Below are 21,888 nucleotides of genomic sequence, written 5' to 3' on the forward strand. Positions count from 1 at the left end.
GTCAGTAGCTCACCCCCACGTGGTCCGCGATGCGCCGGCAGCTGCTCATGGCGTCCTTCCAGGCCTTGTCCGGGTCCTTGCCGAGCACGGAGAAGTTCCGCAGCTCGTCGCTGATCGGGGTGCCGAGCGCGATGTCGTAGGGGCTGTTGAAGGCGACGGGGATCTTCCGCGCCGCCGGGCCGAAGACGTCCATCGTGATCTGGCCGCCGAAGAACGCGTCGGGTTCGCGCAGCTCGCTCATGCCGTACGACGCGGGGGTCGACGGGAAGAGCACCGAGTCGACGAAGCCCTGGGCCTGGTTCTCGGCGTCGAGCATCCAGGTGATCAGCTCGAAGGCGCGCTCCGGCTCCCGGCAGGCCTTGGTGATCGACAGGAAGGAGCCGCCGATGTTCGACGGTCCGCCCGGACACTGGGCCACCCGCCACTTGCCCTTGGTCCGCGGTGTGTTGAGCTTGATGTCGCCGGCCGCCCAGGAGGCGTTGAGCTGGCTGGGCAGCAGGCCTCGCTCGGTGGCGGATATGTTGTCCGGCGTCCCGTTGACGATCTTCGAGACCAGTCCGCGGCGGGTGGCCTCGACCGCCCGGTCCCAGGCGGTGCGCACATGCTCCTGGTCGCCGATGAAGTGCCGGTCCTCGTCGACGTACCGGCGGGTCGACTGGTTGACGGAGATGCCGAAGACGCTGAGCGCGTCGGTGAGGATGAAGGTGCCGGGCAGACGCTTCTTGAGCTGCTCGCCCGCGGCGAAGAACTTCTCCCAGGTGTCGAGTTCCGCGGAGACGTCCGCCGGCTCGTGGGGCAGGCCCGCCTTCTCGAAGACGGCCGGCTGGTAGTAGTGGGCGACCGGGCCGCAGTCGATGGGGAAGCCCACCATCGAGCCGTCCGGGGCGATGCCCTGATCCCACTTCCAGGGCAGGTACTTGTCGCGGTACCGCGCCGCGCCCAGCGTGCGCAGGTCCACGAACTGGTCGGAGTTCGGCAGGTACGAGGCCATGTCCTCGCCCTTGAGCCCGGCGATGTCCGGGATGTGGGCGCGTCCGGTCATCGTGGTCATCAGCTTCGAGCGGTAGTAACCGCCGATCTGGATGGCCTGGAGGTTCATCGAGTCGTCGTAGCGGGCCTTGGCGTTCTGGACGACCTTCGGACTCAGCCCGCCGCTCCAGTACCACAGGACCATGTTCCGGCCGGTCGAGCCGGTCGGAACGGCACAGCCGGTCGCCAGGCCGCCGAGCGCCGTGGCGGCCGTACCGGCCAGGCCCGCGCGCAGCAGGCCTCTTCGTGAGAGCCGCACAGCTCCCACCGCCTTTCGGATCTGTTCGGGTCTTCGCATGAGGGGGTCAGTGCCGCCGGGTGGGGCCGGGCGGGGTCACGGGCGCGTACGGGACGGGCGGCCCCGGGTCGGCAGGGATCCGGTCCGTCAGGAAGCCGTACGCGCGCCGCAGCGCGGGGTCGTCGACCGAGCGCCACCAGCGGTCGACGCCGTACCAGCCGGGCGCGGCCAGGGCGCCGCCGTGCCGTCGCACGGAGAGCCCGGCGCCGAGCACGGCGAAGCGCAGCCGTTCCTCCAGCGGCCAGCCGCCGAGCGACGCCGCGACGAAGCTCGCGCCGAAGACGTCTCCGGCGCCCGTCGGGTCGACGACATCGATGTCGAGGGCCGGCACCTCGGCGTACTCGCCGGTCGTCTGGTCCACGGCGATCGCGCCGTCGCCGCCGCGGGTGACGACCGCGACCGGCACCAGTTCGGCCAGCCGGCTCAGGGCGGCTGCCGCGCTGCCGGTGCGCGTGTAGGCCATCGCCTCGGTCTCGTTGGGGAGGAAGGCGTGGCACAGCGCGAGCTGGTCCAGGAGGTCCTGCGACCACCGCTGGGTGGGGTCCCAGCCGACGTCGGCGTAGATCTGCGTGCCGTTCGCCGCCGCCTTGGCGAGCCAGGCGCGCGGCTCCGCCTCGATGTGCACGAGCGCGGTGCGCGCCGCCGGCGGGTCGCTCATCAGCGCGTCCTGCGAGTGGGGCGGTTCCTGGCCGTGGGTCACCAGGGCGCGGTCGTGGACGGGGGCGTGTCCCGCGGGGGCGGGAGGCCCGGTCCGGGGGAGCGCCAGGGAGACGGTGACCGGGGTGTGCCAGCCGTCCGCGGTACGGGAGAGCGCGAGGTCGACGCCCTCCTGGCCGGCGAGCACGTCATGGCAGTACGCGCCGTAGGCGTCGTCGCCGAAGACCGTGGCCAGGGAGGTGCGCAGGCCGTAACGCGCCGCCGCCACCGCCAGGTTGGCGATGCCCCCGGGGCTGACGCCCATGCCCTCGGTCCAGATCTCCTCGCCCGGCGTCGGCGGCTTGCCCAGTCCGGTCAGGACGAGGTCGTAGAAGAGCAGACCGGTCAGCAGGACATCGGGCCGTTCGTCGCCCACGGGTACGTCCTCTCGTCAAAAGTCTGCAAGCGGTGCACAGGATCGTGCGCGCCGCCGCGGAATTTGGCAAGAGTCGAGCAGAACAGAGCATGGAAATGAAGAAAGATGACGACTATTGTTCAGGGCGTGCTGGCAGAGCGACGACATCAACTCATCCTGCGGGCCCTGCGTTCCGGCGGTCCCGCGGCCGTGACCGACCTCTCCGAACAGCTGGGCGTGAGCCCCGCCACGGTCCGCCGCGACCTGGTGAAGCTGGAGGAGGAGGGCCTGCTGACGCGGGTGCACGGCGGTGCGGTCGTGGACGAGGGCGACCAGCCCTTCGCCGAGGTGGCCGAGGTCCGCGTGCCCGAGAAGGACGCCATAGCCGTACAGGCCGCGTCGATGATCCAGGACGGCGAGTCCGTGCTGCTCGACATCGGCACCACCGCCTACCGGCTGGCCCGGCAGCTGCACGGCCGCCGGATCACCGTCATCACCAGCAACCTGGTGGTCTACGAGGAACTCGCGGACGACGAGGACATAGAGCTGGTGCTGCTCGGCGGCATGGTCCGACGCGAGTACCGCTCGCTCGTCGGCTTCCTCACCGAGGACAACCTGCGCCAGCTGCACGCCGACTGGCTCTTCCTCGGCACCAGCGGAGTGCGGCCCGGCGGCCAGGTGATGGACACGACCGTCGTCGAGGTGCCCGTCAAGCGGGCCATGATCAGGGCGGGTGAGCGGGTGGTCCTGCTCGCCGACCGGGCCAAGTTCCCGGGCACGGGCATGGCCAAGGTCTGCGGCCCCGAGGAACTGGACATGGTGGTGACCGACGCGCCGGTGGACGCGGCGACACGCTCCGCGCTGGAGGAGGCGGGCGTGCGGGTGGTCGTGGCATGAGCCCCGGCCACGGACCCGCCGCGGGGGCCCGGCCGTGAACGCCCGCCGCGGGCACGCGTGGCGGCCCGCGCGTACGGCGCCGGGCATGCACGACGCGCCCGGCACGTGGCCCACTCGGCGCGGGCGGCTTGTGCCGGACGGCCGGTTCGGGCGTCGCGTGCCGGACAGCCGGCATGGGCAGCATGCGCCGGACGGCCGGCACGGCCGCAACGCGCCGGACAGTCGGCGCGGACGGTACGCGTCGGACAGCCGGCACGGCCCCACCGCGCCCGACGGCCGCCATGGGCGTCACGCCCGCGGTGGATCGTACGGGCAGCATGCGCGGCCCGCGCCGTCCGGAGATCACGCGCGCGGCGCACCGTATGGGCACCGTGCGCGGCCGACACCGTATGGGCGCCATACGTGGACCGCACCGTTCGGGCGCCACGCGCGGCCCGCACCGAACGTGTCGTACCGGCAGGAACGCGCGCGGCATGCCGAGCGTGCCCGGCGCGCAGAACTCGCAGAACTCGCAAAGGTGGTAATCGCGTGAGGCTGACCATTCTCGGCGGCGGAGGATTCCGTGTGCCGCTCGTGTACGGGGCGCTCCTCGGGGACCGTGCCGAGGGACGCGTCACCCGGGTCGTGCTGCACGACCTGGACCCGGCACGGCTGTCCGCCGTCGCGCGGGTGCTCGCCGAACAGGCGGCGGGCGTACCGGACGCGCCCGAGGTGACCGTCACCACCGACCTCGACGACGCCCTGCGCGGCGCCGACTTCGTCTTCTCCGCGATCCGGGTCGGCGGCCTGGAGGGACGCGCGGACGACGAACGCGTGGCGCTCGCCGAAGGCGTCCTCGGCCAGGAGACGGTCGGCGCGGGCGGCATCGCGTACGGACTGCGCACCGTGCCCGTCGCCGACGACATCGCACGCCGCGTCGCACGGCTGGCCCCCGACGCCTGGGTCATCAACTTCACCAACCCGGCCGGCCTCGTCACCGAGGCCATGGCCCGGCACCTCGGCGACCGAGTCATCGGCATCTGCGACTCGCCGGTCGGCCTCGGCCGCCGGATCGCGAAGGTGCTCGGCGCCGACCCGCGCGAGGCGTGGATCGACTACGTGGGGCTCAACCACCTCGGCTGGGTGCGGGGTCTGCGGATCGCGGGGCGGGACGAACTCCCTCGCCTGCTCGCCGATCCGCAGCTGCTCGGTTCCTTCGAGGAGGGGCGGCTCTTCGGGCCGGACTGGCTCCGGTCCTTGGGCGCCGTCCCCAACGAGTACCTGCACTACTACTACTTCAACCGCGAGACCGTCCGCGCCTACCAGCAGGCGGACCGGACGCGCGGCGCCTTCCTGCGCGACCAGCAGGCGGGGTTCTACGAGGAGATGACGCACCCCGACGCCGCCGCGCTGAGCGCCTGGAACCGTACGCGCGCCGAACGCGAGGCCACCTACATGGCGGAGAACCGGGACGCGGCCGGCGCGGGCGAACGCGACGCCGACGACCTCTCCGGCGGCTACGAGAAGGTCGCGCTCGCCCTGATGCGGGCCATCGCCCGCGACGAGCGCACCACGCTGATCCTCAACGTCCGCAACCGCGGCACCCTGGCGGTCCTCGACGACACGGCCGTCATCGAGGTGCCCTGCCTGGTGGACGCCAACGGCGCGCATCCGGTCGCCGTCGACCCGCTGCCGGACCACGCCACCGGCCTGGTGTGCGCGGTGAAGGCGGTGGAGCGGGAGGTGCTGTCGGCGGCCGAGTCGGGGTCCCGCACGACGGCGGTGAAGGCCTTCGCGCTGCACCCCCTCGTGGACTCCGTGAACGTGGCACACCGGCTGGTCGACGGCTACACCGCCGCGCACCCCGGCCTGGGTTACCTGAAGTAGAGACCGAGCTAGGAGACGTACGGCCATGCATGACGAACGCCGCCGCATCGAGGAGCGCGTCGAGCGCATCCACGACCAGCGCATCAAGCCCGCGACCTACGCCGCCACCGTTCCCCTCGTGGTGGAGGCCTGGCAGGCCCCGGGGGAGCCGGTCCCCTTCGAGGAGGCCGCGGCCGCCCCGTACGAACCCTTCGCGATGGACACCCCGTGGGGCCCGCCGTGGGGGACCACCTGGTTCCGGATGCGCGGGCAGGTGCCGGCCGCGTACGCGGGCAGGCGCGTCGAGGCCGTCATCGACCTCGGCTTCGTGGGCGACTGGCCGGGCAACCAGGCCGAGGCCCTCGTCCACCTCGCCGACGGCACACCGCTGAAGGCGGTCAACCCGCTCAACCAGTACGTCCCCATCGCCCGTCCGGCGGTCGGCGGGGAGCCGGTCGAGTACCTCGTCGAGGCCGCCTCCAACCCCGACATCCTCGCCGGCGACTTCGCCGGCCCGACCCCGCTCGGTGACGTGCTCACCGCGGGCGACACACCGCTGTACACCTTCAGGCGCGCCGACATCGCCGTGCTCGACGAGGACGTCTGGCACCTGGACCTCGACATCCAGGTGCTGCGCGAACTGATGCTGGAGCTCGGCGAGCACGACCCGCGCCGGCACGAGATCATGCACGCGCTCGACCGGGCCCTCGACCTGCTGGACCTGGACGACATCTCCGGCTCGGCGCCCGCCGTGCGCGCGGCCCTGGAGCCGGTGCTGTCGAAGCCCGCCCACGCCAGCGCCCACATCGTCTCCGGCGTCGGCCACGCGCACATCGACTCGGCCTGGCTGTGGCCGATCCGCGAGACCAAGCGCAAGACGTCCCGCACCTTCTCCAACGTCACGTCGCTGGCCGACGAGTACGAGGAGTTCGTGTTCGCCTGCTCGCAGGCCCAGCAGTACGAGTGGGTGCGCGACAACTATCCGCACGTGTGGGCCCGCATCCAGGAGTCCGTGAAGAAGGGCCAGTGGGCACCGGTCGGCGGCATGTGGGTCGAGGCCGACGGCAACCTGCCCGGCGGTGAGGCCCTCGCCCGCCAGCTCGTGCACGGCAAGCGGTTCTTCATCGAGCACTTCGGCGTCGAGACCAAGGGCGTGTGGCTGCCGGACTCCTTCGGCTACAACGCCGCCTACCCGCAGCTCGCCAAGCTCGCCGGCAACGAATGGTTCCTCACCCAGAAGATCTCCTGGAACCAGACGAACAAGTTCCCCCACCACACGTTCTGGTGGGAGGGCATCGACGGCACCCGGATCTTCACCCACTTCCCGCCGGTCGACACCTACAACGCCGCCCTCAGCGGCGAGGAGATGGCCCTCGCGGTGCGCAACTACCGCGAGAAGGGCGGCGCCACCCGCTCACTGGCCCCCTTCGGCTGGGGCGACGGCGGTGGCGGCCCCACCCGCGAGATCATGGAGCGGGCCCGCAGGCTGAAGGACCTGGAGGGCTCCGCGAAGGTCGAGGTCGAACACCCCGACGCGTTCTTCGCGAAGGCACGCGCGGAGTACCCGGACGCCCCGGTGTGGGTCGGCGAGCTCTACCTCGAACTGCACCGCGCAACCTACACCTCCCAGGCCCGCACCAAGCAGGGCAACCGGCGCAGTGAGCACCGGCTGCGCGAGGCGGAGCTGTGGGCCACCACGGCCGCACTGCACGCGCCGGGCTACGCCTACCCGTACGAGGCGTTCGACCGGCTGTGGAAGACGGTGCTGCTGCACCAGTTCCACGACATCCTGCCCGGGTCGTCGATCGCCTGGGTGCACCGCGAGGCCGAGGCCGAGTACGCCCGCGTCGGGCGGGAACTGGAGGAGCTGACGACGGCCGCGATCACCGCCCTCGGCTCCGGCGGGACGCGTGTCTTCAACACCAGCCCGTACGACCGCGCCGAGGTGGTCCGCACGACGGGCGGCACGCCGGCGTACGTACAGGTGCCGGCGAACGGCAGCGCGCCCCTGGCCGACGCCCGCCCCCCGCAGCCGGTGACGGTGTCCGGCCGCGTCCTGGACAACGGGCTGGTCCGGGTCCGGGTGGCGGAGGACGGCACCCTGTCGTCCGTGCGCGACCTGCGGGCGGACCGCGAGGTCCTCGCGGACCCGGGCAACCTGCTCCGCCTGCACACCGACCTGCCCAACTACTGGGACGCCTGGGACATCGACAAGCACTACAAGAACCGGTACACGGACCTCCTGGAGTCCGATTCGGTCACCGTCGTCGAGGACGACCCGCTGGCCGGCGCGATCCGCGTCATCCGCTCCTTCGGCAAGGGCTCGACGATCACCCAGACGATCACGGTCCGGGCCGGCAGCCCCCGTATCGACTTCGAGACGGACATCGACTGGCACGAGAGCGAGAAGATCCTCAAGGCCGCCTTCCCGGTGGACATCCGCGCCCCGCACTCCTCGGCCGAGATCCAGTTCGGCCACGTCCAGCGCCCCACGCACACCAACACGAGCTGGGAGGCGGCCCGCTTCGAGGTGTACGGCCACCGCTGGGTGCACATCGGCGAACCTGGCTACGGCGTCGCGGTCATCAACGACTCGACGTACGGCCACGACGTCTCCCGCACGGTCCGTGAGGACGGGGGCACGACCACCACGGTCCGGCTCAGCCTGGTGCGCGCCCCGCGCGTCCCCGACCCCGGGGCCGACCAGGGACGCCACCGCTTCACGTACTCCCTGCTGCCCGGGGCGAGCATCGAGGACGCGGTCGCCGAGGGCTACGCCCTCAACCTGCCGCTGCGGCCGGCCGAGGCGCACGGCCCCGCCGAACCCGTCGTCTCCGTCGACGGGGAAGGAGTCACCGTCGAGGCGGTCAAGCTCGCCGACGACGCCTCCGGCGATGTCGTCGTGCGTCTCTACGAGTCCCGCGGCGGCCGTGCCACCGGCACCCTGCGCACCGGGTTCCCGCTCGCCGCGGCCCAGGTGACCGACCTGCTGGAGCGTCCGCTCTCTCGCGCGGACACCGAGGGGAACGCGGTCGCGCTCACCCTGCGGCCCTTCGAGGTGCTGACGCTGCGGCTGGCCGTGGAGACGACGTGACCGCACGCGACAGGAATCCGGCAGCACTTCCCATGAAGAATTAAGGAAGAGGTAAGAGGCCTGGTCACGGTGGGTCCGACGCCCGCCGTGACCACGGCTCGTTCCCCGCACGACACCTGGAGTTCGCCCTTCCCCCCTGTGATACGGGGGAACGACGAGAAAGAGGTGGCACGGTGCGAGACCCGCGTATGTCCGCGATCGGCAAGGGCCTGAGGCGTCGGGGGAGGCTGATGGCCGAGGCGGTCCGGCCGCCCAGAAGGGCCCTGGACGCGGTGCCCTCGCCCCGGGGGCCGGGCGATCCGGCCGACGGCGGGTACACCGCCCCGCCCGCCCCACGCCTGGTCGAATCGCCGGTGTTCGTGCTGTCGTCCGTGCGCTCCGGATCGACGCTGCTGCGCGTCCTGCTGAACAGCCACAGCCAGATCCGCGCTCCGCACGAGATGCATCTGCGCACCGTCCACGTCCACCTGTCCCGCGACTTCACCGCGGACGCGATGCGGGCGCTCGAACTCGACAAGACCGAGCTGGAGCACGCCCTGTGGGACCGGCTGCTGCACCTCGAACTCACCCGCAGCGGCAAGCGGATCATCGTCGACAAGACTCCGCCCAACACCCTCGTCTGGCCGCGCCTGCACCGATGTTGGCCGCACGCCCGCTACATCCTGCTGCTCCGCCACCCCGGGGCCGTCATCACCTCCCTCATGAACCGTCGCACCGATCCCGACCACGCGGAGATCTCCGCCGAGGTCCTCGACTACAGCGAGAAGCTGGAGGAGGCCCGCCGGAACCTCGACGCCCACGTCGTCACCTACGAGGCGCTCACCGCCGACCCGGAGAGCACCACCCGCGGCATCTGCGACTACCTGGGCGTCCCCTGGGAGCCCGCCATGCTCGACTACGGGGCCCAGGACCACGGCACCTTCCGCCCTCAGCTCGGCGACTGGAGCGAGACCATCAGGTCCGGCCGCGTGCAGCCCGCCCGGACCGCCGATGCTTCGGTCGAACTCCCGCTCAGGCTCAGGCAGTTGGCGCGTGCCTGGGGTTATCCGGAGAATTGAGCAGCGCGGCGCCCGCCCGGGCGAGCGTGGCGGGATGGCCGAAGAGGCCGGGCAGCCCCCCGGTGTGCAGGAAGACGGTGCGCCGTCCCGGGGTGATGTCGCCGTCCGCGACGGCCGCGATCAGCCCCGCCATCGCCCGCCCCGTGTAGATCGGGTCGAGGACGATGCCCTCGGTGCGCGCGGCCAGGGTCAGGGCCTTCATCACCGGCTCGCCGGGCGTGTCGTATCCGTCGCCGACCTGGTCGAGTCGCAGCCGCGGGGCCTCTTCGACGCCCCGTGTCCCGGACAGCTCGCCGACCAGTTGTGTCACCGTCCCGGCGGGGTCGGCGACGGCGCCGCAGTGCACACCGAGGACGCGGGAGGACCCGAGGTGCGCGACCAGGCCGGCCATGGTGCCGCCCGAGCCGAGCGCCACCACGACGGTCGCCAGGTCCGGTGCCTGGTCGAGGAGTTCGCGTGCGCACTCGACGTAGCCGCGGGCACCGAGCGCGCTCGATCCGCCGAAGGGGATCAGCGCCGGGACCTCACCGCGCGCCCGCTCCTCCTCCACCACCTCGCGGGCGCGGGAATCCAGGGGCTCGCCGTCCCCGGCCCAGACGACCGTGGCGCCGAAGAGTCCGTCGAGCGCCAGGTTGCCGGAGGCCGTCCCGCCGGGTGCTCCGGCCAGCACGAGGACGACGCGGAGCCCGAGCCGGGCACCGGCCGCCGCGGTCAGGCGCGCGTGGTTGCTCTGCGGCGCACCCGTGGTCACCAGGGTCGTCGCGCCCTCGGCCAGGGCCGCGCCGCACGTCCACTCCAGCTTGCGGATCTTGTTGCCACCGCCGCCGAGGCCGGTGAGGTCGTCGCGCTTGACCCACAGGTCCTCGGGTCCGAGGCCGAGCGCGCGGGCCAGCCGGGGCGCGGGTTCGAGCGGGGTGGGCCAGGTGCCCAGCGGAGCGCGTGGCGAGGTGCCGTCCTCGGGGTGTGTCGTCATCGCCACGGGCCTTTCCGACGCTGGTGGTGTCGCGGCGAGAGTAACCCGTGACCTGCCCGGACCGTCGGCTCGGGGCCCCTGCGCGGACGGCGGTGGGCCGCCCGGGTGTCCGGGCGGCCCACCTGTGTCTCCTGCTCCGTCCTCCTGGCGGTCCGTCAGCCGGTGAAGCCCGCGGTGATGGAGGTGAACTGCCAGGTGCTCTGGCTGATGCCGGAGCAGTTGCTCACCACGCCGCCGCCGGGGCAGGGCCGGTCACGGTTGACCGCCCAGAAGGCGAGCCGCGCGATGTGGTGGGAGTTCGCCCAGTCGCGGATCTGCGTCCAGATCGCCGGGGTGGTGTTCTCCTGCTGGTCGGACAGACCGTTCATGCCGGAGATGCCGATGTGCGAGTAGGCCGTCGCGTCGTCCCAGCCGAAGGTCGACTTCAGCTTGGCCTTCAGCCCCTCGGTGGCGTTGACCGTGTTGCCGTACATGTCGGAGCCGCCGCCGAAGTCGAACGGCATGATGGTGAAGACGTCGATGCCCGCGTTCAGGGACTGCGCCTGCTCGATGAGACGGTTGCCGTAGTACGTCGGGCCGGTCGTCGAGGTGCCGAAGGTGACGATGGTCTTCAGGCCGGGGTTGTTGGCCTTGACCGTCTTCAGCGCGGTCAGGATCTTCGCCTGCACGGCCTCGTTCTCGAACTCGTCCGTGTTCTCGATGTCCATGTCGATCGCCTTGAGGCTGTAGGCGTCGATCACCTTCTGCAGGGCTCCGGCGAGCGCGCTCGCCGAGGAGCAGTTGGCGCCGAGCTTGCTGCCCTGCCAGCCGCCGAAGGAGGGGACGATGTCGCCGCCCGCGGAGCGGATCTGGTTGATGGCGGTCTGGTCGACGCCGCCGGTCAGCGCCCGGTTGCCGTCCCAGGCGGGGTTGCAGCCGCCCGAGTCGAGCACGAACGCCATCGTGAACCACTTGACGCCGGTCGCGTTCATGACGGTGGTCGGGCTCGGCGGGTCGCCCCAGCCCTCGAACAGGTACGGTGCCGCCTGCTTGAAGCCGGTGCCGCCGCCACCGCCCGCGTTCGTCGTCACCGACACGGCGTTGGACGCGGGGGAGGCGTTGCCGGCCGCGTCACGCGCCTTGACGGTGAAGGTGTAGGCGGTGCTCGGGGACAGTCCGCTGACGGTGGCGCTGGTGCCGGACACCGTGAGCACCTGGTTGGAGCCACTGTAGACGTCGTAGCCGGTCACGCCGACGTTGTCGCTCGACGCGCCCCACGACAGGGACACGCTCGACGAGGTCTTGCCGGTGGAGGTCAGGTTTGTGGGGGCGGTCGGCGCCTGGGTGTCGGAGCCGCCGCCGCCCGGCCCGTCCAGGCTGATGTCGTCGGCGTAGTAGGTGCCCTGCGCGTACCAGCCGTGCACGTAGATCTTGGCGCTGGTCTGCGAGGCGCCGGTCGTGAAGGACACGGTCAGCTTGCTGTAGGCCGACGGGGACGTCGTCCAGGTGGAGGCGCCGCCGTCCACGCCGAGGTACACGTAGCTCCCGCGCACCCAGCCCGAGAGGCTGTACGTCGTGTTCGGCTGGACCGACACGGTCTGGGTGCACTGGGCGTTGTCGCTGGCGCTCACCGCTCCCGAGAGCGCCTTGGAGCCGCCGTGCACCGGGCTGGAGACGACGGAGCCCAGGTTGCCGGAGCAGGACCAGGGGGAGAGGCTTCCGGTCTCGAAGCCGGGGTTGGAGAGGATGTTGGCGGCCTGCGCCGTGCCGGGGAGGGCGACCGCCCCGGCCAGGGCCAGCGCGGCGGTGCCGAGCAGGGCCAGGAAGCGATGTCTGGAACGTCTGAGGTCTGCGATGCGCACGCGATCTCCCTGAAGAAATGGGGGTGTTCGGGAGTGCTGAGAGGTGCGCAACCAAGTTGGTATGGACCAATCTCGCTGTCAAGACGCTGCGCGAGAATTGGTCCAGACCGGTAGGCGTGACGGAGGAGAAGGGGGACGAGGGGGGGAGGCTAGGCCGGCTGGATGGCCGCCGTCGCGGGCGCGCCGGCTGACGCGGACGGTCCGCCGGAGGAGGGAGCCGCCGGCTCCGTGGCCGGGGCCGGCACGGCGGGCAGTGACGGCACGGGCGACTCGGTCCGCTGCTGCGGCAGCGACACCGGACGCACCGCGCGGGGCCCCGAGACCACCGTGTAGTCCTTCCCGAGGGACGCCGGAACCACCTCGCCCGTCTCCTCGCCGAGCGCCAGCCGCACCGCGGCCCAGGGAGCGTTGATCCCGCACAGCGCCAGCTGGTGCAGACCGCCCGCCGGACGCGTGTTCACGTCCATCAGCACCGGCTGGTCCCCGAACATGCGGAACTGGATGTTCGACAGATAGTGCAGTCCGAACGCCTCCGCGAGCAGCCGCGCGGGCTCGGTCCACGACGGGTGCAGCGTGAAGCCGCGGCGCCGCCCGTTCTTCGTGCGACCCACCGCCATGCGGACCCGCCCGTCCGGTGCGGTCAGGCAGTCGACGGACACCTCGGGCTGCTCCAGCCGGGGCATCACCAGCCAGTCCACCGGCTCGTCCGCCTCGCGCAGCGCCGCCACGACCAGGTCCAGCGGCACGAAGGGGCTCGGGAAACCATTGAGGTGCATGAGCGAGAAAGGAGCCCGCGTGATGACGCGGAAGCCCACTCCGCCCGCTCCGGCCGCCGGCTTGAAGCAGGCCGTGTGACCCGCGGCCTCCAGCGTCTCGACGGCCGTGAGGAGCTCCTCCTCGGTGCGCACCCGCCACCACGGCGGCACCGGCACACCCACCGCCTGCACCGCCTGGTAGGCGGTGGCCTTGTCCTGGAAGACGGCCACCGCCTCGGGGGGCGGGGCCAGCAGAGCCGTACCGAGCGCGGCGAACTCGGCGCGCTGGGCCACGATCGCGGCCTGGTGCAGCACCGGCACGAACACGTCTATGGAGTGACGCGCGCACTGGTCCAGGGCGTACTCGACGTAGGCGCGCGGGGACAGGCCCTCGGGCTCCAGCTCGGCGGTGTCGGCGGCGGCCAGCACGGGGGAGTCCGGGTCGCCGTGCGTGGCATGGATCTCGACCGGGCGGCCCTGCGGATTACTTCGCAGCTGATCCATGAAGAACACGTTCTCCGCGTACGTGCGGTTGAGCCAGACGCGTACGCGGAAATCCATGCAGGCCGCCTTTCGGGGGTTCACGGGCACGGCGGAGCGGGCCGTGCCCGGCCAGGGGAGAGGGAGGAACACCAAGCCGCCGTACGCCAAGAAAGGTTCGTGGCAGCCGTGTTGGGGCGATCATAAGGGGCGCGCACCCCCCGTACGGCTACGGGCGTGTTACGGATTTCCCGGGTGTCGTGTCCGGGCATCCTTGTCCCGTGCCGGGCGTATGTGTTCTTGTGTTGCCATTCGTCTTCTACGGGGGTGCGGAGAGTGCGGTCGATGGACGCCGGGCACGGGAATCTGCTGGCCATCAGCGATCTGCACATCGGATACCCCGAGAACCGCGCCCTGGTCGAGAAGATGCGCCCGGAGACCGACGAGGACTGGCTGCTGGTCGCCGGTGACGTCGGAGAGATCGTCAGCGACATCCGGTGGGCCCTGGAGACCCTCGCCGCACGCTTCTCCAAGGTGATCTGGGTGCCCGGCAACCACGAGCTGTGGACCCATCCGAAGGACCCCGTGCAACTGCGCGGCGTCGCCCGCTACGAGCATCTGGTCGCCGTCTGCCGGGAGTTGGGCGTCATCACCCCCGAGGACCCCTACCCGGTCTGGGAGGGGCCCGGCGGGCCCGTGGTCGTCGCTCCGCTCTTCCTGCTCTACGACTACTCGTTCCTGCCGCAGGGCTGTGTGACCAAGGCGCAGGGACTGGCCTACGCCGAGGGGACGGGCGTGGTCTGCACCGACGAGCACGTGCTCCACCCCGACCCCTACCCCAGCCGCGACGCCTGGTGCCAGGCCCGGGTCGCCGAGACCGAGCGCAGACTCGCCGAACTGCCCGCCGACCTGCCGACCGTCCCGGTCAACCACTACCCGTTGGACCGCCATCCGACGGACATCCTGCGCTACCCCGAGTTCGCCATGTGGTGCGGCACCCGGCGGACCGCCGACTGGCACCGCAGGTTCCGTGTGGAGGCCATGGTCTACGGTCATCTCCACATCCCCCGGACCACCTGGCACGAGGGCGTGCGCTTCGAAGAGGTGTCCGTGGGTTATCCCCGAGAATGGCGCAAGCGCCCCGGACAGCCGGGCACGCTGCGCCGCATTCTGCCGATGGAGGTCGGAGCCGGTGATGGAGGAGCTGCTCCCGGAGTCGGCCGTGGCAGTGGAGAGCTACGGTGACGACTGGGCCGAGGGCGCGAGCCTGTACCCCGAGGAGCAGGCGCTGCTGACACGGGCCGTGCAGAAGCGGCGGCGGGAGTTCACCGCCGTGCGCGCCTGCGCCCGCCGTGCCATGGAGAAGCTCGGGGTGCCCCCCGCTCCCGTCCTGCCGGGCGAGCGCGGAGCACCCCAGTGGCCCGCCGGCCTGATCGGCAGCATGACGCACTGCGACGGCTATCGCGCCGCCGCACTCGCCCGCGCCACCGACCTGGCCTCCCTCGGCATAGACGCCGAACCTCATCAGCCGCTCCCGGAGGGCGTCCTGGAGGCCGTGGCCCTGCCCGCGGAGACGGGCCGCCTCGACCGGCTCGCCGCCGAGCACCCCGCGGTCCACTGGGACCGGCTGCTGTTCAGCGCCAAGGAGTCGGTCTACAAGGCGTGGTTCCCGCTCACCGGGAAGTGGCTGGACTTCTCCGAGGCCGACATCGACCTCCTTCCGCACCCCGGCTCCCCGGGCCAGGGCCCCTCGGGCCGCCTGCGCGCCCGGCTGCTGGTCCCAGGGCCCCTGCTGGACGGCCGGCGCGTCGAGGTCTTCGACGGACGCTGGACCGTCCAACGGGGCCTGGTCGGCACGGTCGTCACGGTGCCTCATCCCTGAGTGGGCTCCGGGCACCAGGTCTGCAACAGCCGGAAGAACGCCTCCTCATTGCCCGCGAGACCTGCCGCGGCCAGGGACCGCTCCGCCTCCGCTAGCACGGCGGGGGGCACCACGGGTGGTCGGCGCCCGTCCGGCGGGCCGTCGAAGGCGGCTCGTACGGTCTGGAGGAGGCGGAGGTAGGCCTGCACGGCGGCGCGTTCGTGATCGGTCAGTACGGCGGTCTGCATCGGACGGCTCTCCCCGGGTCGGCTGGTCGTGTCAGGTGCTGCCTGACTCCAGCTTGCCGTCCGCCACTGACAATCCCGTTTCGGTACGTGGAGGTTCGCCCGCTTAGCGGAGGCGAAACATCCCGGAAATCCCTTGTGGAACAGGGGCCCTAGGCTGGACAGGAGAGCCTCGGGGCCGCCCTCGCGACGGCCGGACGGCGCCTGCCCGGGACCGCTGCGGCACCCGCACGGCGGGCGGGCCGCGGCCGCGACCGGCGGCGCGGGCGCCGCGTGACGGGCGGCCCGGCCGCCTGCCCGGACGGTGTGCCGAGGAGGACGGGAGACGCCCGGACGAAGGGCGTGGGAACCGCCGCACGGCGGCGTGGCGACAGGAGGTGGGCCGGTGGCCGACGCACCGCTCGGACGACCGCGGAGAACCGTGCGCCTGCGCTCCGTGGGCGACGGGGAACTGCGCCTGCACCACCGCGTCGTGCACGGCTACCGGCGCGCCTACCGGATGGCCGGCGAGGGCCCCGCGCTCGTCCTGATCCACGGCATCGGCGACTCGTCGGCGACCTGGGCGGAGCTGATCCCCGACCTGGCCCGCACCCACACGGTGATCGCGCCCGACCTGCTCGGCCACGGCGCCTCCGACAAGCCGCGGGCCGACTACTCCGTGGCCGCCTACGCCAACGGCGTACGCGATCTGCTGGCCACGTTGGACATCGAGTCCGCCACCCTGGTCGGCCACTCGCTGGGCGGCGGCGTCGCGATGCAGTTCGCCTACCAGTACCCCGAGCGCACCGAACGGCTCGTCCTGGTGAGCGCGGGCGGTGTCGGCGGCGAGGTCAACCCCGTCCTGCGGGCGGTCTCGCTGCCCGGCGCGCACCTCCTGCTCTCCGCGCTGCGGCTGCCCGGCATGCGCCTGCAAGTAGGCCTGTTCGCCCGGCTCATGAGCCTGCTCGACACCGATCTCGGCCAGGACGCACCCGAGTTGCTGACCCTGGTGGACGCGCTGCCCGACACGACCTCCCGCAGCGCCTTCATCCGCACCCTGCGGGCCGTCGTCGACTGGCGCGGCCAGGCGGTCACCATGCTCGACCGCTGCTACCTCACGGAGGGCATGCCCACGATGCTCCTCTGGGGCGACCGGGACAGCGTGGTGCCCGTCAGACACGCCCACGGCGCGCACCGGGCCATGCCGGGCAGCCGACTGGAGGTCTTCGAGGGCGCGGGCCACTTCCCCTTCCACAGCGACCCGGCGCGCTTCCTGGCCCTGGTCGAGGAGTTCACCACCACCACGGCCCCCGCGGACTGGAGCCGTGAGCACTGGCGCGAGCTGCTGCGCGCGGGCCGCTCCGGCACGAGCGTGGGCCGGCCGGACACGCCCCAGAACCGCGCGGTGGAGCGGGACCTGCGCGAGGCGAGCGAACGCAGCGCCACATGACGTTCCGCCAGGCCCTGTCCGACACGTCCCCGCCTGCCCGGCGGGCGACGCCGGGGATCGGGGGACTGTCGGACAGGCGCTAGCTGGTGCGCTCCCGGACGTCGCGCTCCGGACGCCTCGCCGCCCGCCCGCGGGCGGCCGCCACGACCGGGGACTCGCGCAGGGCGATGGACATGCCCACCAGGTCGCGCGGCCCGTCGGTGGACGCGACCTGGGCGGCCGGCCCCCCGGCGGCCTCCGCCGAGTCGATGACCCTGCCCTCCGGATCGGCGGCCCTGGCCCGCACCGCGGCCGTCACCATCACCGCATCCGCCTCCGCCTGCGCCCGGGCGGGCGGCGATCCCGCCGCGACGGCCGCGTCGTAGGCGTCGGAGCGCACCTCGGGGTCGAAGTAGGGGTACAGGCTCAGCATGCCGTCGTGGATGTCGGACTCCCGCTGGGTGACCTGGAGTTCGGCGGGGGACCACCAGGAGATGCGCACCGCCCGGTCCTCGTCCACGGCGACCGGCTTCAGCTCGCGCCACAGCGGACCCAGCCTGCGGTACGTCGACCAGGTGTTCCAGCTGTCCCCGATGCGCTGGCAGGCCAGCGGGACGCAGAAGCCGACCGCGGTGATCTGGGCTCCGGCGGAGGCCAGCACCGGCGCCACGTTGGTGCTCAGGCCGTCCAGGTCGCCGCCGTTCCAGCGGGCGACCACGGCGATGAACTTGGCGGCCGAGTAAGGGATGTTGCACAGCGAGCCGAACGCGATGATCACCAGTCCGGCCCGCAGCCAGCCGCGCACCTGGAGCGCCCAGCGCCAGCACATGATGTTCATCGCGATGCCCGCGGTGGACAGCGCCACGAGGTACAGCACGATCATCTCGCGCAGGAACGGCGTGTTCGCGTAGTAGGTGTCGAAGTCGCGCAGCCGCTCCTCGGGGGCCTCCCCGAGGGCGAAGAGCACGATCAGCGCCGCACCCACCACGCTGTATCCGGCGATCCAGCGGCGCGAGAGGCGGCGGGTCACCTCGGGCCGGCCACCCCGCCAGTTGATGATCAGCACCAGACAGGAGGCACTGAAGGCACTCAGCAGGCAGTAGACCAGTGGCGCCGAGACGTTGGGGACCCTGGTGACCTCGTTGACCTTGCCGATGGTGGGCGGGGCCGCGAAGAGGAACACCAGGCCCGCGAGCGCCAGGAGCACACCGACGGAGCGCAGCAGCGGATCGCGCCAGCCGCGCAGGAGCGCCGGGCCCTTGAAGGCGATGGCGGCACCCATGGCGGCGGCGGGGATGTAGTAGCTGGATCCGTCCATGTTCCGGGACCTTCAGCCCTGCGGTCCGCGGTAGCCCAGCGACGCCTCGATGCGGCCGGCCAGACCGTCACGCTGCACGGGCCCGCGCAGGGGTGAACCGGCGAGCCAGGTACGGCACTTGCTGGCGAGCAGCAGGCCGAAGCTCTCGGCCTCCTTCTCGTCGTCCATGTCGAAGCGGGTGCGCGCGGCCACCTTCAGGACGGTCTCCTGGAGGTCGGCGCCGTCGCTCAGTAGACGGGCGGCGACGGCCGCGCCCTCGACGTGGTGGCTGCAGTGCCCGGCCTTCATGTGCCACAGCTCGTGGCCCAGGATGACCAGCTGGTGGTCCGGCGCGGTGCGCTCCTCGATGACGACGAGGTCCTGTTCGGCCATGTCGAGCCAGAGCCCGCTCGCGGTGCCGGGCGGAAAGGCGGCCGTGCGGAACTGGACGGGGCGGCCCCGGCGTCTGCTCATCGCGCCGCACAGCGCCGCGTACAGCTCGGCGGGTTCCGCCGGTGCCGGGAGCGACAGCTCCGCTACCAACTCGCCGCACAGGCGGCGCATTTCCCTTCCGATGCCCACAGCTCTCCCCCGGCTCACGACTCTGGCCGTTTGACGCTCTCCAGGAGCATGTCCAGCCACTCGGCGACCTTGTCCCGGTGCTGGTCGGTGGGCAACTGCGCGGCCCGCCAGGCGATTCCGCGGACACCGTGGTCCAGGAGCAGCCGCTCCAGCGGGTCGGCGGCGGCCGCCGCGCGTTCGCGGTCGGCGAGTCTTTGCAGGAGTTCCTGCTCCGAGCGCTGGAGGGCGCTCACGAGGGCCTCGGAGTCCTCGGCCGTGAGGAATCCGGCGTGGACCCGGAAGAAGCGCTGGATGGCGTCGCAGTGTTCCATGGTGGGGCGCCGGTCGCCGTTGATGAGGGCACCCGCCTGCTGGCGCGACATGCCGGCGCCGTCGGCGATCTCCTGCTGGGTGTAGCGGCGTCCGTTGGGCTTCAGGCGGGTGCGGCGCAGCAGGTCGAGTCGTTGCAGGAAGCGGGCCTGGAGGTCGGGTTCGCCGGTGTGGCGGCCGCTCAGCAGGGCCTTCACCACGGGTTCGGGGACGCCGGAACCGGCGGACAGGCGCTGGATGTCGAAGACCTCGGAGAGCTGCACGCCGAGCCTGTGGGCCAGGTCGCTGACCCGGGTCACGACGGCCTGCAGCAGAACCGTCGCCGTGGCGCCCGGAACCTCGAAGCCATCCGTCACCGACAGATCTCCTACGTCTCTCTACAGGTCGCTCTCAAGAAGGTCAGGAACCATCGGGAGACTAGCCCCTCGGTCGAACTCACATCCAGGTCTCGCCACAACTGTGGCGAGATTCAGCCGTCAACGGTCGCCAAATGCCACGATAGTTGACACGCCTGTGCCCTGGGCAGCAGGATCGGGGCGCCGCGTGAAGGCCGCAGAGGCAAGAGGGGTGACCTCCCGATGGCGTACCAGGCAGGAAGGCAGCGGTCCCAGCCGCGACCTGTCCCCGAGACCGTCGAAGCTCAGGCGTACCTCCAGGACTACGCAGCCCTCCTCGAAGCCGTTCAGTTCCCCTCCGTCGTCTTCGACCACCGCTGGGACGTCGTCCTGTCGAACGCCGCCTTCGAGACACTTTTCGACGGCGTGGGAGCCCATCCGACGGCCATGCCGGGTGACAACTTCCTCCGGTTCGTGCTGTTCCACCCGGACGCGAGCACGGTTCTCGGCGAGCACGAGTCGAGCTGGTGCCTGCCGATGCTGGCGCACTTCGCCGCCGCCGTGGAGCGGCACGGCCAGGACCGCGGCCTCCAGTCGATCCGTCGGGAGATCGCCCAGGACCCCATCATGGACGCCGCCTTCCGCCACGGGCTGCCCCACTGGATCCGCGCGGTCGGCCCGGACGCCGTCGAGCACGACGGCGCCGTACGTCCCCTGGTGCACCCCGATCCCCGCTGGGGCCGCACGGACTGCCGGATCGTCGACGACACCCCCAAGACCCTGCGGGACATGGGGTACACGCGGATGACCCTGGTCCTGCGCGACGCGGCCCGGCCCCTGCCGGCCGGCGGACCGCGCAAGTCCCGCACCACGCGCAACGGCGCGGCGGAGCTGCGGGCGGTCTGAGCGCTCAGTCGGCCGGTGTCACGAGCACCAGCGGTACGCCGTCGCACGGCACCAGTCGCAGCCGCTCGAAGAGAGTGCTCCGCCCCGCCGCGAGGACGGCCCCGAAGTCCGGTCCCCGGGTGAGGGAGCCGGCCAGGTGGTCGGGGTCGGCGGAGGCGGCGACCCGGCCGCGGGCGTTCACCAAGTGGGCGGGACCCGGGAGCCGTTGGAGCAGCGGGACGACCGCGGCCTCGAAGTGCCGCAGATACACGTCGGCCGCGGCGACCCCCACGAAACGGCCCTCCACGTGCACGGGCGCGGACAGCGTCAGGCTGTACTCGTCGGAGCACAGGTAGTCGACGTAGGGCCCGGCGACGGCGCGCTGTCCGGTGTCGCGGGGGAGGGCGAACCAGTCCCAGTGCGTGTAGTCGGAGTACGCCGAGTGCCGCGGGTCGAGGTCGAGCAGCAGCGGTCGTACATCGCCGTCGGGGCCCGTCTGCCACCATTCCAGCCACGCCGGTACGTCGGCGAGCAGCCCGGGCGCCGCGACGAACCCGGCGCCCGACACCAACTCCTGCCGGGCGAGGCGCAGATGGAGCCCCGGGCGCAGTGCCGCGAGGTCGACGGTGGCGGGCCGGTCGCCCCGCGCGGCGACCCGGGTGAGCAGGGCCGCGGTGTCGGCGCGGGTCTCGGTGACCGCCTCGAAGACGGCCTCCAGCGTGGAGCGGACCTGCGCGGCGACGGCCGCCCGCGGTGTCGCGTCAAGCGTCGCCGTGGCGCCGACCTGGCCGGGGCTCCTGCTCATGGGTGCCCTCCAGCGGACGGGGACCGGACGCGGTGCGCGGCATCGCGAGGCGGAGGGCGATGAGCCGCGCCGTCGAGTCCTGGACGCACCGCTCGGCCAGCGCTCTGGCCGATTCGTGGGCCCCATCTTGCACCGCCGAGATTACGGAGCGGTGACGGTCGGCGACTTCTTCACGATATTCGTCGTCCCCGAGCACGAGACACAGCAGTGCGCCCACATCCGTCTGGAGCGCGACCTGTTCGCGGGTGAGCCGGGCGGACTGCGCGGCGGCGGCGAGCTCGACGTGGAAGCGGCCGTAGACGCGGCTGCGCGCGGCGGCGTCCTCGGCGGACGTGAGCTCCTCCAGGGTGCGCCGCAGTGGCTGGAGGTCGGCCGGTTCGGTGCGCTGCGCTGCGAGCCGGGCCGCCGCCCCCGTCACGGCCGCCCAGTGGTCGCCGAGATCGCGCAGCTCCTCGGTGCTCCAGCCGGCCAGCCGGGTCAGCAGCCGTTCCTCGCCGGGGACCTCGGGCAGGGACACGAAGCTGCCGCCGCCGCGGCCCCGGCGCGTGGTGACCAGTCCTTGCTGCCGCAGCGCCATCAGCGCCTCGCGCAGGGTGACCGTGGACACGCCGAGCTGCCCGGCCAGCTCCATCTCGCCGGGCAGCTGCTCCCCGTCGGCGAGCAGTCCGAGCTCGATGGCGTCGCCGAGCCTGCGGACCACCGTCTCGACCCGGGCGCGGTTGTCCACGGGTGTGAAGACGGCTCTGCGGACACCGTCGCCCATGTGTTGCTTCACGGTCACCACCTCGTGCGTTGACTCAACCTTTACTCTAAGGGGGTCTTGAGCTTTGAACTATGACT

General features: G+C 72.1%; 19 protein-coding genes. 8 read left to right on the plus strand and 11 right to left on the minus strand.

The genetic code is table 11. The features are described from left to right. Window position 1: 1 nt before the first annotated feature. A complete protein-coding gene (locus BKI49_RS31910; protein ID WP_095937775.1) occupies window positions 2-1,288 on the minus strand; it encodes an ABC transporter substrate-binding protein in 1,287 nt (428 codons plus the stop codon). A 46-nt stretch (window positions 1,289-1,334) separates the two neighbouring features. Then, on the minus strand, window positions 1,335-2,399 hold the full coding sequence (locus BKI49_RS31915) for a carbohydrate kinase family protein (RefSeq protein ID WP_095937776.1): 1,065 nt from the start codon (window positions 2,397-2,399) through the stop codon (window positions 1,335-1,337). 126 nt (window positions 2,400-2,525) lie between these two features. Between BKI49_RS31915 and BKI49_RS31920 the strand changes: the two genes are divergently transcribed. The 4 genes from BKI49_RS31920 (at window position 2,526) to BKI49_RS31935 (ending at window position 9,272) form a co-directional block, all read left to right on the plus strand. Then, window positions 2,526-3,275, plus strand: a complete 750-nt coding sequence (locus BKI49_RS31920; RefSeq protein ID WP_028798993.1) for a DeoR/GlpR family DNA-binding transcription regulator — start codon at window positions 2,526-2,528, stop codon at window positions 3,273-3,275. A 528-nt stretch (window positions 3,276-3,803) separates the two neighbouring features. Then, complete coding sequence (locus BKI49_RS31925; RefSeq protein WP_095937777.1) at window positions 3,804-5,141, plus strand: 6-phospho-beta-glucosidase; 1,338 nt, start codon at window positions 3,804-3,806, stop codon at window positions 5,139-5,141. 25 nt (window positions 5,142-5,166) lie between these two features. Further along, window positions 5,167-8,214 carry an alpha-mannosidase gene (locus BKI49_RS31930; protein WP_095937778.1) on the plus strand — a complete coding sequence of 1,016 codons (3,048 nt, stop codon included), beginning with the start codon at window positions 5,167-5,169 and terminating at the stop codon, window positions 8,212-8,214. Between the two features lie 173 nt (window positions 8,215-8,387). Further along, window positions 8,388-9,272, plus strand: coding sequence for a sulfotransferase family protein (locus tag BKI49_RS31935; RefSeq protein ID WP_257005040.1), 885 nt, complete (start codon window positions 8,388-8,390; stop codon window positions 9,270-9,272). Here BKI49_RS31935 and BKI49_RS31940 read toward each other — a convergent pair. The 3 genes from BKI49_RS31940 to BKI49_RS31950 all read right to left on the minus strand — a co-directional run bounded on the left by BKI49_RS31940 (window position 9,232) and on the right by BKI49_RS31950 (window position 13,402). Continuing rightward, a complete protein-coding gene (locus BKI49_RS31940) occupies window positions 9,232-10,245 on the minus strand; it encodes a D-cysteine desulfhydrase family protein (protein WP_095937924.1) in 1,014 nt (337 codons plus the stop codon). The genes BKI49_RS31935 and BKI49_RS31940 overlap by 41 nt on opposite strands. Before the next feature lie 155 nt (window positions 10,246-10,400). Then, on the minus strand, window positions 10,401-12,086 hold the full coding sequence (locus BKI49_RS31945) for a carbohydrate binding domain-containing protein (protein WP_373557620.1): 1,686 nt from the start codon (window positions 12,084-12,086) through the stop codon (window positions 10,401-10,403). Window positions 12,087-12,235: 149 nt separating this feature from the next. After that, entirely contained in the window at window positions 12,236-13,402 is a 1,167-nt protein-coding gene (locus BKI49_RS31950) for an ATP-grasp domain-containing protein (RefSeq protein WP_095937926.1), read from the minus strand. 264 nt (window positions 13,403-13,666) lie between these two features. Between BKI49_RS31950 and BKI49_RS31955 the strand changes: the two genes are divergently transcribed. Further along, window positions 13,667-14,566 carry a metallophosphoesterase family protein gene (locus tag BKI49_RS31955; protein WP_095937780.1) on the plus strand — a complete coding sequence of 300 codons (900 nt, stop codon included), beginning with the start codon at window positions 13,667-13,669 and terminating at the stop codon, window positions 14,564-14,566. Next, window positions 14,514-15,203, plus strand: a complete 690-nt coding sequence (locus BKI49_RS31960) for a 4'-phosphopantetheinyl transferase family protein (protein WP_095937781.1) — start codon at window positions 14,514-14,516, stop codon at window positions 15,201-15,203. Before BKI49_RS31955 ends, BKI49_RS31960 begins: the two co-directional genes overlap by 53 nt. Here BKI49_RS31960 and BKI49_RS31965 read toward each other — a convergent pair. Continuing rightward, window positions 15,194-15,430, minus strand: a complete 237-nt coding sequence (locus tag BKI49_RS31965; RefSeq protein WP_095937782.1) for a hypothetical protein — start codon at window positions 15,428-15,430, stop codon at window positions 15,194-15,196. The two genes, BKI49_RS31960 and BKI49_RS31965, sit on opposite strands and share 10 nt — an antisense overlap. 382 nt (window positions 15,431-15,812) lie before the next feature. On the opposite strand from BKI49_RS31965, the gene BKI49_RS31970 reads away from it, so the two are divergent. Continuing rightward, window positions 15,813-16,856, plus strand: coding sequence for an alpha/beta fold hydrolase (locus tag BKI49_RS31970; protein WP_179332650.1), 1,044 nt, complete (start codon window positions 15,813-15,815; stop codon window positions 16,854-16,856). A 79-nt stretch (window positions 16,857-16,935) separates the two neighbouring features. Here BKI49_RS31970 and BKI49_RS31975 read toward each other — a convergent pair whose 3' ends face one another. Genes BKI49_RS31975 through BKI49_RS31985 form a run of 3 tightly spaced genes read right to left on the minus strand, consistent with a single transcriptional unit; the run spans window position 16,936 to window position 19,379 of the window. Further along, on the minus strand, window positions 16,936-18,153 hold the full coding sequence (locus BKI49_RS31975) for an MAB_1171c family putative transporter (RefSeq protein ID WP_095937783.1): 1,218 nt from the start codon (window positions 18,151-18,153) through the stop codon (window positions 16,936-16,938). A gap of 12 nt (window positions 18,154-18,165) precedes the next feature. Continuing rightward, complete coding sequence (locus BKI49_RS31980) at window positions 18,166-18,696, minus strand: toxin-antitoxin system, toxin component (RefSeq protein ID WP_095937784.1); 531 nt, start codon at window positions 18,694-18,696, stop codon at window positions 18,166-18,168. 32 nt (window positions 18,697-18,728) lie between these two features. Then, on the minus strand, window positions 18,729-19,379 hold the full coding sequence (locus tag BKI49_RS31985; protein WP_095937785.1) for a helix-turn-helix domain-containing protein: 651 nt from the start codon (window positions 19,377-19,379) through the stop codon (window positions 18,729-18,731). 222 nt (window positions 19,380-19,601) lie between these two features. Here BKI49_RS31985 and BKI49_RS31990 point away from each other — a divergent pair, with 222 nt between their 5' ends. Beyond that, window positions 19,602-20,264 (plus strand): MmyB family transcriptional regulator, encoded by a 663-nt coding sequence (locus BKI49_RS31990; RefSeq protein WP_095937786.1) that lies wholly within the window; start codon window positions 19,602-19,604, stop codon window positions 20,262-20,264. A gap of 4 nt (window positions 20,265-20,268) precedes the next feature. Here BKI49_RS31990 and BKI49_RS31995 read toward each other — a convergent pair whose 3' ends face one another. Together BKI49_RS31995 and BKI49_RS32000 are read right to left on the minus strand one after the other, a co-directional pair. After that, window positions 20,269-21,048: a cache domain-containing protein gene (locus tag BKI49_RS31995; RefSeq protein WP_095937787.1), complete on the minus strand. Its 780-nt coding sequence runs from the start codon at window positions 21,046-21,048 to the stop codon at window positions 20,269-20,271. After that, window positions 21,005-21,811 (minus strand): FadR/GntR family transcriptional regulator, encoded by an 807-nt coding sequence (locus tag BKI49_RS32000; protein WP_095937928.1) that lies wholly within the window; start codon window positions 21,809-21,811, stop codon window positions 21,005-21,007. Before BKI49_RS32000 ends, BKI49_RS31995 begins: the two co-directional genes overlap by 44 nt. Between the last annotated feature and the right edge of the window lie 77 nt (window positions 21,812-21,888).

This window comes from Streptomyces sp. Tue6028 (assembly GCF_002300165.1).
In the GTDB taxonomy this organism is placed as follows: Bacteria; Actinomycetota; Actinomycetes; order Streptomycetales; family Streptomycetaceae; genus Streptomyces; species Streptomyces siamensis.